At 39.0% G+C, this 17,175-nt stretch carries 14 protein-coding genes; 4 read left to right on the top strand and 10 right to left on the bottom strand.

Features of this window, described 5'->3' with window-relative positions; genetic code table 11:
• Positions 1-212: 212 nt before the first annotated feature.
• Positions 213-1,553: an aspartate aminotransferase family protein gene (locus ACIQXQ_RS16110; RefSeq protein ID WP_402868657.1), complete on the bottom strand. Its 1,341-nt coding sequence runs from the start codon at positions 1,551-1,553 to the stop codon at positions 213-215.
• A 393-nt stretch (positions 1,554-1,946) separates the two neighbouring features.
• On the opposite strand from ACIQXQ_RS16110, the gene ACIQXQ_RS16105 reads away from it, so the two are divergent.
• Positions 1,947-2,912, top strand: a complete 966-nt coding sequence (locus ACIQXQ_RS16105; RefSeq protein WP_402958739.1) for a D-2-hydroxyacid dehydrogenase — start codon at positions 1,947-1,949, stop codon at positions 2,910-2,912.
• 180 nt (positions 2,913-3,092) lie between these two features.
• Positions 3,093-3,293 (top strand): cold-shock protein, encoded by a 201-nt coding sequence (locus ACIQXQ_RS16100; RefSeq protein ID WP_071349777.1) that lies wholly within the window; start codon positions 3,093-3,095, stop codon positions 3,291-3,293.
• A 218-nt stretch (positions 3,294-3,511) separates the two neighbouring features.
• On the opposite strand, the gene ACIQXQ_RS16095 is transcribed toward ACIQXQ_RS16100, so the two are convergent.
• The 8 genes from ACIQXQ_RS16095 to ACIQXQ_RS16060 all read right to left on the bottom strand — a co-directional run bounded on the left by ACIQXQ_RS16095 (position 3,512) and on the right by ACIQXQ_RS16060 (position 12,629).
• Positions 3,512-4,342, bottom strand: a complete 831-nt coding sequence (locus tag ACIQXQ_RS16095; RefSeq protein ID WP_402958737.1) for an enoyl-CoA hydratase-related protein — start codon at positions 4,340-4,342, stop codon at positions 3,512-3,514.
• Between the two features lie 199 nt (positions 4,343-4,541).
• Positions 4,542-5,534 (bottom strand): ABC transporter ATP-binding protein, encoded by a 993-nt coding sequence (locus ACIQXQ_RS16090; RefSeq protein ID WP_402868663.1) that lies wholly within the window; start codon positions 5,532-5,534, stop codon positions 4,542-4,544.
• 12 nt (positions 5,535-5,546) lie between these two features.
• Positions 5,547-6,557 carry an ABC transporter ATP-binding protein gene (locus tag ACIQXQ_RS16085; RefSeq protein WP_402958735.1) on the bottom strand — a complete coding sequence of 337 codons (1,011 nt, stop codon included), beginning with the start codon at positions 6,555-6,557 and terminating at the stop codon, positions 5,547-5,549.
• A 48-nt stretch (positions 6,558-6,605) separates the two neighbouring features.
• A complete protein-coding gene (locus tag ACIQXQ_RS16080) occupies positions 6,606-7,535 on the bottom strand; it encodes an ABC transporter permease (protein ID WP_402868667.1) in 930 nt (309 codons plus the stop codon).
• On the bottom strand, positions 7,535-8,464 hold the full coding sequence (locus ACIQXQ_RS16075) for an ABC transporter permease (RefSeq protein ID WP_402869855.1): 930 nt from the start codon (positions 8,462-8,464) through the stop codon (positions 7,535-7,537). Before ACIQXQ_RS16075 ends, ACIQXQ_RS16080 begins: the two co-directional genes overlap by 1 nt.
• Positions 8,465-8,582: 118 nt before the next feature.
• Positions 8,583-10,217, bottom strand: coding sequence for a peptide ABC transporter substrate-binding protein (locus ACIQXQ_RS16070; protein ID WP_402868668.1), 1,635 nt, complete (start codon positions 10,215-10,217; stop codon positions 8,583-8,585).
• Between the two features lie 531 nt (positions 10,218-10,748).
• Complete coding sequence (locus ACIQXQ_RS16065) at positions 10,749-11,330, bottom strand: GNAT family N-acetyltransferase (RefSeq protein WP_402868670.1); 582 nt, start codon at positions 11,328-11,330, stop codon at positions 10,749-10,751.
• A 63-nt stretch (positions 11,331-11,393) separates the two neighbouring features.
• Positions 11,394-12,629 carry an NAD(P)/FAD-dependent oxidoreductase gene (locus ACIQXQ_RS16060; protein WP_402958733.1) on the bottom strand — a complete coding sequence of 412 codons (1,236 nt, stop codon included), beginning with the start codon at positions 12,627-12,629 and terminating at the stop codon, positions 11,394-11,396.
• 344 nt (positions 12,630-12,973) lie between these two features.
• Here ACIQXQ_RS16060 and ACIQXQ_RS16055 point away from each other — a divergent pair, with 344 nt between their 5' ends.
• Positions 12,974-13,600 (top strand): CAP domain-containing protein, encoded by a 627-nt coding sequence (locus ACIQXQ_RS16055; protein WP_402958731.1) that lies wholly within the window; start codon positions 12,974-12,976, stop codon positions 13,598-13,600.
• Positions 13,601-13,801: 201 nt separating this feature from the next.
• Positions 13,802-14,401, top strand: coding sequence for an exonuclease domain-containing protein (locus tag ACIQXQ_RS16050; RefSeq protein WP_402868676.1), 600 nt, complete (start codon positions 13,802-13,804; stop codon positions 14,399-14,401).
• 164 nt (positions 14,402-14,565) lie between these two features.
• On the opposite strand, the gene ACIQXQ_RS16045 is transcribed toward ACIQXQ_RS16050, so the two are convergent.
• A complete protein-coding gene (locus ACIQXQ_RS16045; protein WP_402958729.1) occupies positions 14,566-16,956 on the bottom strand; it encodes a YhgE/Pip family protein in 2,391 nt (796 codons plus the stop codon).
• Positions 16,957-17,175 lie beyond the last annotated feature (219 nt).

Here is a 17,175-nt window from a genome sequence, read left to right as displayed (position 1 = left end):
CCCCTTCCATTCAAATGAAGTGCTATCAAACTATCAATTTAATAAAGAAAAATGGCCTGTATCTCTTTACTCTACAAGAGAGCTAACTTAACGCTAAGCACCCTTAAACAAAATATTTTTTATAGTATATCATTTCCAATGGCTAATAAACAAAAAGAAAGAACAGAATGAGATATCTTCTGTTCCGCCTTAATACATTTCCGTTTCTATCTTTAAAACTCAGCTAAAGTTCGCTTTAAGGTTGTTACGATGAAAGAATAATCCTCTTCGGTGATACTTAACGGGGGTGCTAGTGTCAATACATTATTAAAACCTGCTACCGTATCGCCATTTTTTCCGATGATCAATCCATTTTCCTTGCAAGAAGCAATAATTTTATTGATTTTGGATAATTCAATCGGTTTTTTCGTTTGCTTATCTTCTACAAGTTCAATTCCGACTAACAAGCCTTTACCACGTACGTCACCAACATTAGGGTGGGATTTCATTTCATCTAAATCCTGCAAAAGGCGAAGGCCTAGTTCTTTCGAGCGTTCAATCAAATTTTCTTTTTCATAGATTTCCATATTTTTTAAGGCGAGTGCGCAAGAAGCAGGGTTACCACCGAATGTATTTACATGCCGAAAACGGTCATAATCTTCTGTACCTACATATGCCTCATATATTTCCCGTTTGACAGCCGTTGCGGATAAAGGAAGATAGGCACTTGTAATCCCTTTTGCCATCGTAATGATATCCGGCTGTACATCATAATTCATAAAACCGAACTTCTTACCCGTACGACCAAAACCACAAATCACCTCATCTGAAATCAGCAAAACGCCATTTTTATCGCAAATATCTTTAACCTTCTTCATATACCCCTCTGGAGGCATAAGAATACCTCCACCTGTAATGATTGGTTCCATAATAACTGCAGCAACAGTTTCACTCAATTCCCATGTGATGGCACGTTCAATTTCAGAGGCACTTTTCTCTCCACTTTCGTCCTCTGGATTTCGATATGAATCAGGAGGCGTCACATGAAGAAAACCTGGAGCAAGCGGTTCGTATTTATATTTTCTCTGTGCCTGACCTGTTGCTGCCAACGCCCCCATTGTATTCCCATGATAGGACCTGTAACGAGAAATGAATTTATAACGGCCATGTTCCCCTTTTTGCTGATGATACTGCCTTGCAATCTTAAATGCAGCTTCATTCGCTTCTGAACCACTGTTGGAAAAGAAAATTACATAATCACCGCCGAGCCAATCATTCAATTTTTCTGCCAGTTTAATAGCTGGAATATGACTATTCGTTAAAGGAGAATAGGGAAGTTCCTTTAACTGTTCATAAGCTGCTTCAGCAAGTTCTTCCCTTCCATATCCTACATTGACACACCATAAACCAGACATTCCATCCAGATAACGATTTCCATCAATATCAGTAATCCAAGCCCCTTTACCTTTTTCAACTACCATCGTTCCTGGATTTGGTCCAGCACCTTTCATATTATGCCAAATATACTTTTCGTCCATTTGTTGTAAATCCTTCAATTCTTTTTTAACTTGCATAATCCTCTGCACCCCTTTCTATTCTATAAAGAAAGGTCGAACCTGATATGTTTCGACCCCTATTTCGTATGAGTATTTAGCCATAAATCGCTTTTTTCTTTACGGTTGCTGGATCCCACTTTTTCATTCTTGACCTCTGATTCCATCCGAAAGATATTTCTTGTTTTCATTATATTTTTTAAACGGATTTTTTACATTAGACGTTTTGTATAGTAAACGATTGAATATTTAAACATTTTGTTCGCTGTGATAAACCATCATGGTGAATAACAAAGTTTTTATCTCCTCTTCAAATTTCCCTCACATATAAATAGCCTATAAAAGGCACTATCATTGTATTCCCAAAGAAGTTTACGTATAATTCAGAAAAGTGAATTAGATGGGAGGATTTAAATGAATAAGCGGAAAATCATTATAAGCCAGGACTTGAATGAACAGTTGCTGAATCAAATTAAAGAGTTGATTCCGGAGTGGAATATTATAATAGGGAGAAATCCAGCGATATGGAAGAATCATATTCATGAAGCTGAAATAATTGCAGGTTGGAAAGCAGAAATGAAGCAACCCATTATACAAGGGGAAGGAAAAAATTTAAAATGGGTACAGACATGGAGTGCAGGAGTAAATGCTTTGCCACTGGATATCCTTGAAAAAGATCATGTTCAGATTACGACAGCAAATGGAGTTCATGCCTACCCTATTTCTGAAACTATTTTCGGCTTACTCCTTGCTTTCACTAGAAAAATTGATACGTATGTTAAACAACAACAGAAAAAAAACTGGCATCACGCTCATATGAAACAGGAAATTCACAATAAGACTATCGGAATCATAGGGGTTGGGAAAATTGGTAAAGAAACGGCGAAGATTGCCAAAGCCTTCGGGATGACGGTCATCGGAGTTCGCCAGTCAGGTAGGCCAGAAGAATTCGTGGATGAAATGTTCAAACAGGACCAATTACAAGATGTTCTTCCTAAATGTGATTACGTAATCGTCACTTTACCTCTAACCTCTAAAACAAGGAATATGTTCGGCACAGATGAGTTCAACTCGATGAAGTCCTCTGCTTTCTTCATTAATGTTGGTCGTGGCCCAATCGTAATTGAAACCGAATTGATACAAGCCCTTGACGCTCATCAGATTGCCGGTGCGGGGCTTGATGTATTTGAAACTGAACCCCTTCCAGAAACTAGCCGATTATGGGAGATGGATAATGTCATCATGACTCCACACACTTCAGGAAATACTGAATTTTACGATCAACGTCTAATTGAAGAAATCTTTATACCGAATTTAAAGAACTTCCTTTCTGGTGAAAGCCCTGAAATCAATTTATTAAATTATAAAAAAGGTTATTGACGGGATTTACCATGTAAATAAAAGGATCAATACTATATCCATTGCAAAATCCGACAGTATCTGTTATTCTTAAAAAGAATTATTTTTGTTCTTGAAGATTGATAAGTGAAACACTTTCCTTCTGAAAATTGAGCAAGGGTAGTAACACAATGTGTGGATTCACACTAGGAGGCAACAAAAATGGAACAAGGTAAAGTAAAATGGTTTAACGCAGAAAAAGGATTCGGCTTCATCGAACGCGAAAACGGAGACGATGTATTCGTACATTTCTCAGCTATTCAAAGCGAAGGCTTCAAATCATTAGACGAAGGTCAATCAGTTACTTTTGAAGTTGAGCAAGGTCAACGTGGACCCCAAGCTACTAACGTTCAAAAAGCATAATAATATCCATCATATATAATGGACTCTACTCGTAGAGTCCATTTTTGTTGTTGTTTTTTATAGAAATCAAAAAAACCCCATCAAATTGATGGGGTACACGAAACAAGTTTAGTAAATGGTAACCAAAGTATAACACACTAAGAACGGAAACCCTAATTATTCCGAAAAGTACAATAACAAGCCTGTTTACTTCATTATATTATCAAAATTGCTCCTATTCATTCGACACCCCATGGATAGAACGGTGGCATATCCGTACTGCTCTTCATCGTAAATTTTGCTTTCCGATTTTCCAGATAAGCTCCAATCCCTTCTTGTGCATCCGCTTGCTTCCCAGTCCAATGGAGCATCTTAGATTCAATTTTATGTGATTCATGGGGATGATTGGCCCCCAGCATCGTCCACATTAGTTGCCTAGATAATGTAACAGAAATAGAAGAGGTATTTACCGCTATCTCATTGGCAATTCCCATGGCTGTAGCCATCAACTGATCAGGCTCGACAACTTCGTTTACTAATCTTGCTTCATACGCTTCTCGTGCAGAAATCATTCTACCGGTAAACACCCATTCAGTTGCCTTACCCATGCCCACGAGTCTTGGCAGGAACCATCCACTACAGGCCTCCATCGTAATTCCCCGCTTTGCAAAATCAAAGCTCATTTCCGCATCAGATGAAGCAAGCCGGATATCCATCGGTAAAGTCATAGTGATTCCAATCCCGATAGCAGAACCATTAATTGCGGCAATAATTGGTTTTTTCATATCAAATATTCGTAATGATAAGACCCCACCAGCATCTCGATATTCCACTAAAGGAGTATGGTCCATAAATGTTTCCACGCCTTTTTCCAAATCCATACCAGAACAATACCCTTTTCCGGCACCGGTCATTATAATCGCCCGTACTTCATCATTTTCATCCGCTTTATCAAAGACTTGAATCAGCTCTTGACACATTTTTTCATTAAAAGCATTCATTCTTTCAGGGCGATTGAGTGTAATTATCATAACATGATCAACAATTTCAGCTTTTATTGTAGAATACACTTTTATTCCTCCTTATCTCACAGAGCATAAAGACACCGAATAATATTTTTACATATAATAACATTTTATATGTTTGATTTCCCAAAAGATAGAATTAAGTATAAGAGTCCTTAATTTTTTCTGTCTATTTAGTTGAGATTCATCCCTTGGATGTAAAAAAGACCAGTTGCACAAAGGCCAACCGGTCTTGCTATTTGATTCACCAGTATAAATGGCAAGCAACGAAGTGCCCTGGCTTTTGTTCTTTCCATTCTGGTATGGCACTGGAACACACTTCCATGGCTTTTGGGCAACGTGTACGGAATACACACCCACTCGGTGGATTGATTGGACTAGGTACATCACCTTTCAAAACAATCCGCTCCCTTTTAACTGTAGGATCCGGAATAGGTACAGCAGATAGTAGCGCTTGAGTATAAGGATGTAGCGGGTCTTTAGTAAGAGAATCACTATCCGAAAGTTCCATCATCCTACCTAAGTACATAACTAAAATACGGTCTGAGATATACTTTACCATTGATAAATCGTGAGCGATGAATAAATAGGTCAACCCCATCTCCTTCTGCAATTCTTTGAGTAAATTTACTACTTGGGCTTGGATGGATACATCAAGAGCTGATATGGGTTCATCACACACAATGAATTTTGGATTTAGCGCTAACGCCCTTGCAATCCCGATTCGCTGACGTTGTCCGCCACTGAATTCATGTGGGAACCGACTGATATGTTCAGGATTTAGACCAACCAGCTTTAGCAAGTCTTCTACTCTCTTCTTTTTTTCTTTTCCTTTTAAAATCCCATGAATGGCAAGAGGTTCTCCTATTAGTTCCTCTACTTTCATACGAGGGTTTAGCGATGCATACGGATCTTGGAAAATCATTTGGATTTCTCGACGGACTTTCGACATTTCCCCCTGTTTATAATCAAAAATATTTTTCCCTTGAAAAAGGACTTCTCCATCTGTCGGCTCATATAGTCGTGTGATTGTACGTCCTGCCGTGGATTTACCACAGCCGCTCTCCCCAACTAGACCAACAGTCTCCCCCTCAAATATCGTAAGGTCCAGTCCATCAACAGCTTTCAACGAATCGGAACCGATAGGAAAATACTTCTTCAAATTTTTTATTTCAACAAGACGAGATCTTTTGCTGAGATCTTTTTCTTTTAATGACTCATTTTTCAGTGAAACCATGACTCTCCTCCTTTATACCGTAGTCGTAGATTGATTTCTTGTTGCTTTTGCCATCGGATGATGAAGCCAGCATGCTGCCGTCTGTCCCACTTCCACCTCTTCAAGTTCCGGGTTATGGTCTTTGCATACTTTCATTGCATATTCACATCTTGGATAAAAGGGGCAGCCCTTTGGTGGATCTAATAAATCGGGAGGAGACCCAATGATTGGAATCAACGGATCCGTTTTTTCCATATCTAGCCTTGGCACGGTTTTGAGAAGACCCTTTGTATAGGGATGCTGTGGATTTGCAAATATCGCTTCTACCGTTCCAGTCTCCACAACCGTGCCCGCATACATTACAATTACGCGATCGCAGGTTTCTGCAACAACACCTAAATCATGTGTTATAAGGATAATAGAAGTATCCATCCTTCGCTGAATATCTTTCATAAGTTCTAAGATTTGTGCTTGAATCGTTACATCCAATGCAGTTGTTGGCTCGTCAGCAATTAATAATTGTGGATCACAGGCCAGGGCTATCGCAATCATTGCCCGCTGACGCATCCCCCCCGAAAACTCATGCGGATATTGTTGCATCCTTTTTTCCGGTTGTGGGATGCCCACCAACTTTAAAGTATCTAAGGCCCTTTCATATGCATCTTTACGAGAGATTTCTTTATGTTTTAAAATAGACTCCATGATTTGAGTGCCTATCTTGGTTGTCGGGTTAAGCGAAGTCATCGGATCTTGAAATATCATACTGATATCATTGCCTCGAATTTTCTGCATTTCCTTTTCATTGGCTTTAACGAGATCTTTTCCATTAAATAGTATCGATCCTTTTTCATACTGCGCCGGTGGTGTTTCCAATAATTTCATTATGGACTTCGCCGTTACGCTTTTTCCGCACCCAGACTCTCCTACAATCCCAATGGCTTCCCCTTTTTCCACCTGGAAGTCCACACCTCGGACAGCCTGCACTTTACCCGCATACGTATGGAAGGTGATGTGCAGATCATTGACCTCTAACAATTTCCCCATTAACGTCCCTCCTATTCTAGTTTCAATATCTTTATGATTAGGACTTTATTATTTTCTAAGCTTTGGATCCAGTGCATCCTGAAGCCCATCACCCACTACATTGAAGGCAAACATCGTCACCGAAATAAGGATGGCTGGGATTAAAAGCTGATAGAAATTACCGACTAAAATACTTCCCAAAGCATCACTTGTAAGGGTACCCCAACTAGCTTGAGGAGCTGGCACACCTAGACCTAAAAAGCTCAACGTCGCCTCGGCAAAAATTGCAGTAGGAACGGTCAATGTTAAATTTACTAAAATAGGTCCCATTGTATTGGGAATCATATGTTTCCTTAATGTCCAATTCGTATTGGCACCAGAGATAGTGGCTGCATGGACATATTCATTTTCCTTTAGCTGTAATACCTGGCCCCGGACCAATCGAGCCATTGGGATCCAGCCTGTGATCGTCATTGCGATGATAATTGGTAATATACCAGGATCTAAAACTACCATCATTAAAATGACCATCAGTAAATATGGAATGGCATAGATGACTTCGGCAAACCGCATCATTAAATTATCCGTGCGCCCACCACGTATAGCTGAAATCCCACCATAAATGACACCGATTATAAAATCGATAAGAGCAGCCATCAATCCTATAAATAAGGATATCCTCGCCCCATACCAGGCTCTCGTAAATAGATCTCTTCCGGCTGTATCCGTACCGAACCAATGTTCAGCGTTTGGTCTAAGATTCTTTTTTGCAAAATCTTGTTCGTAATATGAATATCCATTCATGTAGGGCCCGAAAATAGCCATAAACACTAATAGGACAATAAGAACAAAACCTGCCATGGCCAGCTTATTTTGCTTAAACCTTCGCCATACATCAGACCAAAATGATATGGTTGGCCTTGATATTTTTTCCGCTTCCTTAAAATTATCTTCTGCGGGCGAGAACATTTCTTCGGTTAAATGCACTTTTTCTGCCATTATTTACTCTCCCCCGTCACTTTAATTCTCGGGTCAATCAACGTATAGGCTACATCCACTATGAAAATCAATATGACAAGCACTGCACTATACACTATTGTGGAACCAAGAATAACCGGGTAATCCCGATTGAAGATTCCTTTTACAAACATCTCTCCCATCCCCGGAATTCCAAAAATGCGCTCAATAATGAAACTTCCCGTTACAATGTTGGCCGTCAGAATGCCAAGAATCGTAATGACAGGTAAGATGGCATTTCGAATCGCATGTTTGATAATAATGCTACTTCTTTTCAAGCCTTTGGCCTTAGCGGTCAATATGTAGTCCTGACCCATGACTTCCAGCATGCTCGTCCGCATTAACCTTGCAATAAAGGCCAGTGGCATCATGGACAGGGCGATAGAAGGTAAAATCGTATGTTTCCATGTCGCCCATGTAGCAACTGGAAACACTTTGAATTCTATAGCGAGATAATTAATCAGCACTGTAGCTAAGATAAAGTTCGGCACTGATATACCAACAATCGCAATGATCATTGATAGATAATCAGGTATTTTATTTCGATATAAGGAAGCCACTACACCTAGAATCAGACCAAAGAAAACGGCAATGGCCAACGCTTGCGCACCTAAATGTAAAGATACTGGGAACCCGTTCACAATATAGTCATTCACGGAAATGGATGAAGATTTTAAGGAAGGACCAAAATCAAACCGAAGCACTTCCAATAAATAATTTCCATATTGGGCTAATAGTGGTTTGTCTAATCCATAATGGGCTTGTAGATTTTCATATACTGCAGGAGGCATTGTCCCTTCTTTAGCAAAAGGATTTCCTGGTATGGAATGCATAATGATAAAAGTGATTGTAATGACCGCCCATAAAGTTATAATTGCCCATTTTAATCTATTCATCGTATATCTCAACATGGTAATCACCTCAATTCTCTTTTCATAGAAGTTTAAAGCAGAAATGAATTCATGAAATTTTCAACTGAAAAATGGGGTATGTCCGAATAAGGACATACCTCCCATCACTATCGTGCCTTTATTTTTTGTCTGCGTAAATAAAGTTTGGATATTCGTTGATTGGTGCATAAATTCCTGTAACATTCGATTTAACCATGTATGGTTTAGTATAGAAGTAAATCGGGATAATCGGCATTTCATCAATTAATACTTTTTCAGCCTTGTGTAGAATAGGCATGCGATCTTCCGGTTTCAATGCAGTTTTTGATTCCTTAAGATACTTGTCGTATTCCTTGTTAGACCAATCGGCATCATTATAAGCGCCATCAGTCTCCCAAAGCATGAATGTCATTGGATCGACATAATCACCAACCCAGCCAGCACGTGAAATTTGGAAATCTCCCGCTTTTTCACGGTCTAATTTAACCTGGAATTCAGCATTTTCCAATTTGACTTCAACACCTAAATTTTTACGCCACATTTCTTGTACAGCTTCGGCAATTTTCTTATGGGCATCTAATGTGTTAAATAAAATGGAGAAATCAGGCATTTTTTTCATACCCTCTTCTGCAAGGCCCTCTTTTAATAACTTTTTAGCTTCATCTACATTTTCTTCAAAAAGGTTGCCTGTATTTTCCTGGAAATCACCAGTGGCATCAGGAATACCAGGAGGAACGATACCATAGGCTGGCTGTTGGCCACCTTGAGTAACATTATCCGTGATCATTTTACGGTCAATGGCCATGGATAAAGCTTTTCTGACTTTAATATTATTGAATGGTTTCACTTTAGTATTTAAGTTGTAATAGTAAACGGCAAGTTCTGGACCATTTTGGAATTCTTTATCTCCAGAGTTAACCAGCTGGCCTTGTTTGTCCACTGGTAATGGATATGCCAGGTCAAGTTCACCATTCTCATACATTTGCCATGCTGTATTTTCGTCTTCAATTAGAGCGAAATTTACAGCATCCAATTTAACTTGATCTTTATCATAATAATTTTCGTTCTTCTCGATTTTAATGCTCTCTTTATGTTTCCATTCTGTTAATTTGAATGGTCCGTTCGAAACATGCGTCTCTCCCTCTTGAGCCCATTCAGGATTTTCTTCTTGGACTTTTTTATTGATTGGGAAAAATGCATAGAATGATGTTAAGTCCAAGAAATATGGAGTAGGCTCTTCTAATGTAACTTCTAATGTAAGATCATCCGTAGCCTTTACACCAACATCCTCTTCCTTGCCTTTTTTCGCGTTGTACGCTTCTCCCCCTTTAAGATAATAAAGTTGGTAAGCATAGTCAGCCGCAGTGTCAGGATTCAAAGCATATTTCCATGCATATTCAAAGTCATTGGCGGTAATGGGATCTCCATTCGACCACTTTAAACCATCTTTTAATTTAAATGTCAAAGTTTTACCATCTTCACTAGTCTCCCATGATTCTGCAACCGCTGGAACGATTTCGCCTTCCTCGGTCTTCTTAGTCAACCCCTCGAAAGTATGATTCAGAATCCAAGAATCATGAGTTCCTTGTGCTTTAGCAGGATGTAGTGAACCAGGTTCGGATGAGTTATTCAGATTTAACACCTTTGGTTCAGTGGATTTATTTGTGCCTTCCTCTTTTTCATTCGAAGTTTCCTTCGATCCTCCATTACACGCGGCCAGTACCAGTATCATGGCTAAAAACAATGATAGTACTGAAAATTTAGACTTTTTCAAATGTTTTCCCCCTCTGTACGATTTAATTGTGGAGTCACCCAAGCTCAGGCCCCTCCCATTTCTACTCTATCAACTGCCGGCTTATTTCATTCCGGAAATTTTCTGCGAGGATTAGTTAGAAGTTTAGCGTTCATCATTACACTTAGTCAGCAAACCGATTACACTCGTTTTGCCCTTTTCCTCGGAAAACCCAAAAAACAGCAGTTTAATAGCTTAAAACCACCTTCCTTTCAAACCTCGCAAAAGGATAATATTATTATATTCGACCATAATTTGCTAAACCCTTCAAAATATTACAAAATTAAATAATCTATTTTGTACCCCTTATACTACATTTTTAAATATATACGGCTTTAAAAATGGACTAAGTTCCCGGATAATCTGGATTCAAATGGCTGGATGGTTTATGATTCTAACAAAATGATGAATGGATGGAACTTTGGACGTTCATCTATAAATGTTCACATATCAGGCACAAAAAAAGCCCATGATTGGGCATTTTCTCTGATGCACTAAACAAAACTCTCTGTTTCAGTCCCTATAGAAAGCGGGGGGCAATGAGCCAGAATTCAATGCACTATATTCACTATTCAATAACGAAAAGATCCGGACATCTTGAGATTCTTTATTAAAATATAGATAATTTCTAAGCGTTCCTTCTTCCTGAAATCCAACTTTTTTCAATAAGTTAGTCGAAGGCATGTTATGCGGAAAAGCCATCGCGGCAATGCGATGCAACTCAAGTTCATGAAAAGAGAATCTCAATACTTCTCTGACCGCTTCCCACGTATAGTACTTTCGCCGATAATCAGGGTGAACTTCGTAACCTATTTCTGCCCTTTTATTAGACTTATTCAAATGATTTAAACCTACCGTCCCAATGAACCTTCCTGTATCTTTTAAGACCATTCCCCATTGGATTCCTCTTTCATTAATGTATGAGCTTCTAAAAGAATGAATAATCCTCTGTGACTCTTCTAAGCGAAGCAATGTTTCAATGCCCCCATACCGGGTTACCTCTTCCCTTGAAAGGATATCAAACAGACTTTCTGCATGCTGCTTACCTATTTCTATCAAATACAGCCTATCCGTCTCTAATTCAGGAAACTTCATTCCTTTTACCCCCAGTAATCATCCTTTCCTCTATTATTCTATACTCTAGGGCGTGTTTCCTGTTTAACCGATAGTTCCTTTCATAAGAGACCTTTCCTTTAAGTATAGGTTTGAATCGGGATGGCAATTCTTTGTTATCAAATCTCTAATGATTTGTGAGAGAATGACACTATAAACTGTACCATTTCCACCATACCCCATTAAGAAATAGCAGTTAGGGTAATTCGGATAGATCCCAATGGTTGGTAAACCATCATGTGACTCACCAAAGAATGCACCCCAATAATAATCTGCTTGGACCACGCCCTCCAATTCTGGGAATAAATAGACAAGTTGACTCAACAATTCATCCCGCTTATGTATGATTTTTGAATCTCTCTTCTCGGAATAGGTTGTTCTTTCGTCTAATCCACCTATGATGATCCGGTTATCAACCGTTTTCCTTGCATATAAATAAGGCCTTGCCGTTTCCCAAATCATCATTCCTTCATCCCATTTGGCAAGATTCGCAATCTGATTCGTTGCAATGGCATAGGAACTGAGAATCATAGCATTCGGATCATTCACTTCTTCTTGGGCTTCATAGCCTGTGGCAAAAATAACATGATGTGCACGGATAGAATGACCTGTATCGGTGATTAACTCCGTATGATCATCTTTTAAGATTTTTCCATTGATTTTCGTATTGGAAAATATACGCACACCTTGTTGATAAGCCTTTTTCAGTAATAAATGAGCATGCTTATAGGGATTTATTTCGGCGTCATTCCCTGTGACAAGCGCCCCTGCTTTAAAAAAGGAAAAATGTTTTCCTATTTCGTTTTCCGAATAATATTCTACTGGAAAGTTGCGGTTTTGAAGGTTCTGATACTCTTCTTTCAACATAGAAACATCCTCTGGATTAGAAGCATAATACAAACTCTTTCTAATCTTAAAGTCTGAGTCATCAGCTAAGCTTGGGACAACCTTTTTTTCAAGCGTACGTATGGCTTCCAAGCAGAGCTGGACATGTCGAGTACCAGCTTCTTCTCCAAAACTATGAATCAGAGAAGTTAAGGATTTATCATTTGAATATTGTAAAAGACCCGTGTTAGCCACCGTACTCCCTGTACTTAAGTCCCTCTTATCTACAAGAACCACATTAAGTCCCGTCTCAGCGAAAAAATAAGCACAATGTGCTCCGGACGAACCAGATCCCACTATGCAAACGTCACACATAATGTCTTCTTCCAATATTGGATATTTCATTTCTTCATGGTAAGTCTCATTCCAATATAACTTTCCGGATTTCAAATCCATCCTTACCTTCACCTTCCTATTAATGTACGATTTGTACTTGTTTTAGTTCTATATCTATACAATAGAGTCTTATAAACTAATCCTTCTTTACCCTTATCATGGTAAAATGCAAACAAAAAAATAATTCTTTCCGAACAAATATTGATGGATATCATACGGAGACAATGGACTAGCTATACCATTACGCCATCCAAATCAAGATAGTATGTACCTACTTTCTTTTTAGATAGAGCTAATTCTTTCATCCTGGTTTTCCCCTTTTCAAAAATTAACCAGTTTACGTTATCCTAATTTTATAGCATACTAGATTTTCATTACTGAATTTTGTAAAAGGAGGAAGTTCAATGAAGATAATAATTTTACCGTCTGTACTAACTTTATCGCTACTTTTCCCAACTGTGGCTTTAGGGTCCAATTCCTATACAGTGAATAATGGAGATACTTTAACGAAGATTGCTACTGAACATAGTATCAGCCTTTCCGATTTGCTTATGGCGAATCCTATTTTAGATGATCCTAATCAAATTAAAATTGGCCAGGCTATCTCCATACCCACCACCAAAAATGAAACAACCCACGAAAGTAACTCTTCAGTTGAACAACAAGTTCTTGACCTAGTAAATTCTGAACGTTCAAAAGCTGGACTGAAAGACTTGGAATTGGATCAAGAGCTCTCAAATGTTGCAAAAACAAAATCAGGGGATATGCGTGACAATCATTACTTCAGCCATACAAGTCCTACCTATGGTTCCCCTTTCGACATGATGAAGTCCTTTGGTATTGGTTATACATATGCAGGGGAAAATATTGCAGCTGGCCAAACAAGTGCATCTGCAGTGATGAAATCATGGATGAATAGTCCCGGACATAAAGCCAACATTTTGAATGGGAATTATACGCATATTGGAGTTGGATATGTTCAAGGCGGAACCTACAGCCGTTATTGGACGCAGCAATTCATCGGAAAATAAGAAAAAATGCAGCTTATTCGCTGCATTTTTTTCTTTACCCTTTGGCTTTAATAAAAATCCCCCTGAATGTATAGATGGCTCCTTTCATTGTTTGCATCTTTTTTTAAACTTTTATATTATACTAGTCTTTAACGGCTGATATTATACTCCGTTCGCTAAATAAAAAATTTCAGATAGTAGTATACATTGGAGGAAAAGTAATTGTCTAATAGAGTAGGTTTAGTTCTGGATGTTGAGACGACAGGATTGCGACCGGGATCGGATGAAATTATCGAACTCGCTTTAATCCTTTTCACCTATAACAGCGAGACTGGAAATATTTTAAGTCTAATTGAACAAGATTCATTTTTAAGAGAACCACTCTCATATCAAGCAAAACGGAATTACGGTCAAGCATACAGAGTTCATGGAATATCCTATAGTTCTGTAGAGGGGAAAAGTTTTCATGATGAAAAAATCAAATCATATATAAACCGTGCCGATTCCATTTTCGCCCATAACGCCTCCTTTGACCGCAGTTTTCTCTACCAGATGTATCCGGAAATCAATGATCATAAGTGGTTTTGTACAATGCGAAATGTCCCTTGGAAACAATATGGTTTCCTAAATAGTAAACTATTAACCCTGCTTCAAGCCCATGACATCACTAACTTTCAAACACATCGAGCCATGGATGACATTTCATACTTAATGCAATTGTTGCAAAAATCAAATCCATTAGGCCTTCCTTATTTAAAGGATGTTATCGCTAAAAAACCAATGAGAAAATATTCGCCTTCTTCTCAAAAATCTCATGTATAAAAAAAGCAGGAAAATCCCCAGTGAATTTTCCTGCTTTTCCACGTTTATTCCGTTCTGCAAATCTTTAAAACGATATAACGAATGAGACTGGCTCACCATATTATCGTTGTTATCACCTACACCCATTCAAAAAAATAGCGGACTCAGATTGAGTCCGCCTTCCCTTATACCGCTAACTCTTCTTCTTTAGCTAATGCATTTTTTTGCTTTTTGAATCTTAAGCTGTAGTAAACGATAGATAGAATCAAAGCCACTACCAAGAAAATCGCCAAAGTGCCAAGATTATGCCACATGAAACCATAATCGCCTGTGGAGATAACCGCTCTAAAAGCATTAATCGAATAAGTCATCGGTAAGAATGGTGTAAAGTGTTGCAAGAAATTAGGCACCAATTCATTCGGGAAAGTCCCCCCGCTACTAGTCAGCTGAAGAATCAAAATAAGCAAGGCTATAAAACGCCCCGGGTTATCGAAAGCTGCACCTAGGAACTGGATGATCGCCATAAAAGTGAAGCTGGCCATAATACTAATCATGAAGAATAGCGGGATGCTTGTAACTTCAATTTCTAAGCCTAATATCAATATCGTATCCACCAAAATGGCTTGACCTAGCCCGACTAGAGCCATGACACTATATTTACTGATAAACCAACCGAACCCATTTTTAGGAATGACGGCTGGATCCCTCAACGGGAAAATAATCGTCAATACGATTGCTCCAATAAACAAGCTCAATGAAACCAAATATGGTGCAAAACTTGTACCATAATTCGGTACATTATTTATTGGCATTTTATCGACTTTAACCGGACTTGCAAACATATCATAGACATCATCATCCACTTTGATGTCACTTGCATCCTCCGCTCCATCTTTCAATTCATCATGTAATTCTTTTGATCCATCCGAGAGTTTGGCAACGCCATCTTCAAGCTTAATGGCTCCATTGGCCAATTCTCCCATTCCATTGGTCAGGCTCGATGATCCGTCTTTCAATTTATCTGTTCCAGCAACCAGACTTTTCGATCCTTCTGAAAGTTGGGAAGTTCCACTAGATAATTGCTTGGAACCATCTTCTAATTGGTCAAGTCCCGTGACCAAATTATTGCTGCCTTCCGTTAATTGACCAAGTCCATTCTGAGCCGTATCTATGCTTTCACCGAATGTCGTTAAACCGGCTACCAATTGTCCCTGTCCACTTTCTAGTTCACTTGCTCCACTAGCCAGTTTTCCTTGTGCTTCGGACAATTGGCTGAAACCATCACTAAGCGCGTCCGTTCCTTTTCCAACTTGACTGGCACCATCGCTAAGACTTGTACTGCCTTTGGAAATTTCAGAAGCACTAGCTGAAAGTTTACCTACTCCCTCGGAAACTCCCTTGCTTCCCTCATTAATTTTAGTCAATGATGTAATAAGACCTTCCAAACGCGCTTTTTCAGCTGGGTCTTCCGAAGCCTGAGATTGTTGTTTCAATCCGGAAATAACTTCATCGAGCCCCGCAGAAACTTGAGCCGCACCTGTTTTTGCTTCACTGGCAGCAGCACTCCAATCGTTCAATGAAGATGAAAGTTGACTTGCACCCGCCGCTACACCATTAGCTCCTTCAGACAGAGTTGGAAGTTTTCCTTCAATCTGATTGAAACCTTCCAAGGATTGTTGCAAACCTGTTGCTAACGTACCCGTTCCTGCTTCAGATTTCTTTGCTCCCTCTAAAAGTTCCGTTTGTCCTGCTTTCATTTGCCCGAAACCAGAACTGAATTGCTGTAATCCTTGGTTTAGCTCTTTTGAGCCACTCGCTGCTGAACCGACACCATTCGAGAAGGTCACCGATTTTTCGGCCAACTTTTCAAGGTTATTTTGGATTTCAACCGATCCTGACTGAACAGAACTAATTCCTTCATCCACTTTCTCTGCGCCTTCTTTGGCAGAGTTAATTCCGGTACCTAGTTCTTTTGTTCCGTCTTTCACACTATCCGTACCATCCTTCAGCTCACCTGCTCCATCGCTAGCATCTTTAAGGCCGCTGGCAACATCTTGCAAACTATCGAACATCGACTCCGCATAAGTTTTCGTAACTGCTGAAGAAACCTCTGCCTTGATTTTTTCGGATGCGGCATCACCAATCTTAGTGGAAATGTAGTTATAGCCTTCATTAGATGTGTAAATCAAATCCAATTTTTCCGGTTCATCATCTTGCAAAGTGGTTGCATTCTTAGAGAAATCCTCTGGAATTTCTATTTTCATATAATAGTCCAGATTTTTCAGTCCTTGATCCGCTTCTTTTTGACTAACAAAATGCCAATCAAAGTCTTTCTTTTCCTTCAACTCTCCCACTAAATCTTTTCCAATGGTGAGTTCCTCTTCATTAAATTCAGCCCCAACGTCATTATTGACAATGGCGACCGGCAGTTGGTCAACCTTTCCGTATGGATCCCAAAATGCCCACAAAAACGTTCCGCTATAAAGAAGGGGAATACTGATGATCCCTATGATTGAGATTAGTATTATAGGATTCTTTATAATCGCCAAAAATTCACCCTTTAACGATTTAAACATGATTTTCAAATCCTCCTCCAAGAAGTACTGACCAATTCATTCATTCGGTCATTATCTGCGAGTAATATACCATTTCTTATGTTATTTTTCAACCTTTTAATCGTTAGAATTCAAAATGATAACGATTTTCCTGAATGTGGTCATGGATAGGATTTTGGGCTTTGCGTTATTCAGCTATCATCAGACTTGTATATAATGCTCGGAAATTATACATTCCAA

Source organism: Peribacillus sp. NPDC097198, assembly GCF_044762055.1.
In the GTDB taxonomy this organism is placed as follows: domain Bacteria; phylum Bacillota; class Bacilli; order Bacillales; family DSM-1321; genus Peribacillus.
This window is presented reverse-complemented; position numbering and strand designations above follow the sequence as displayed.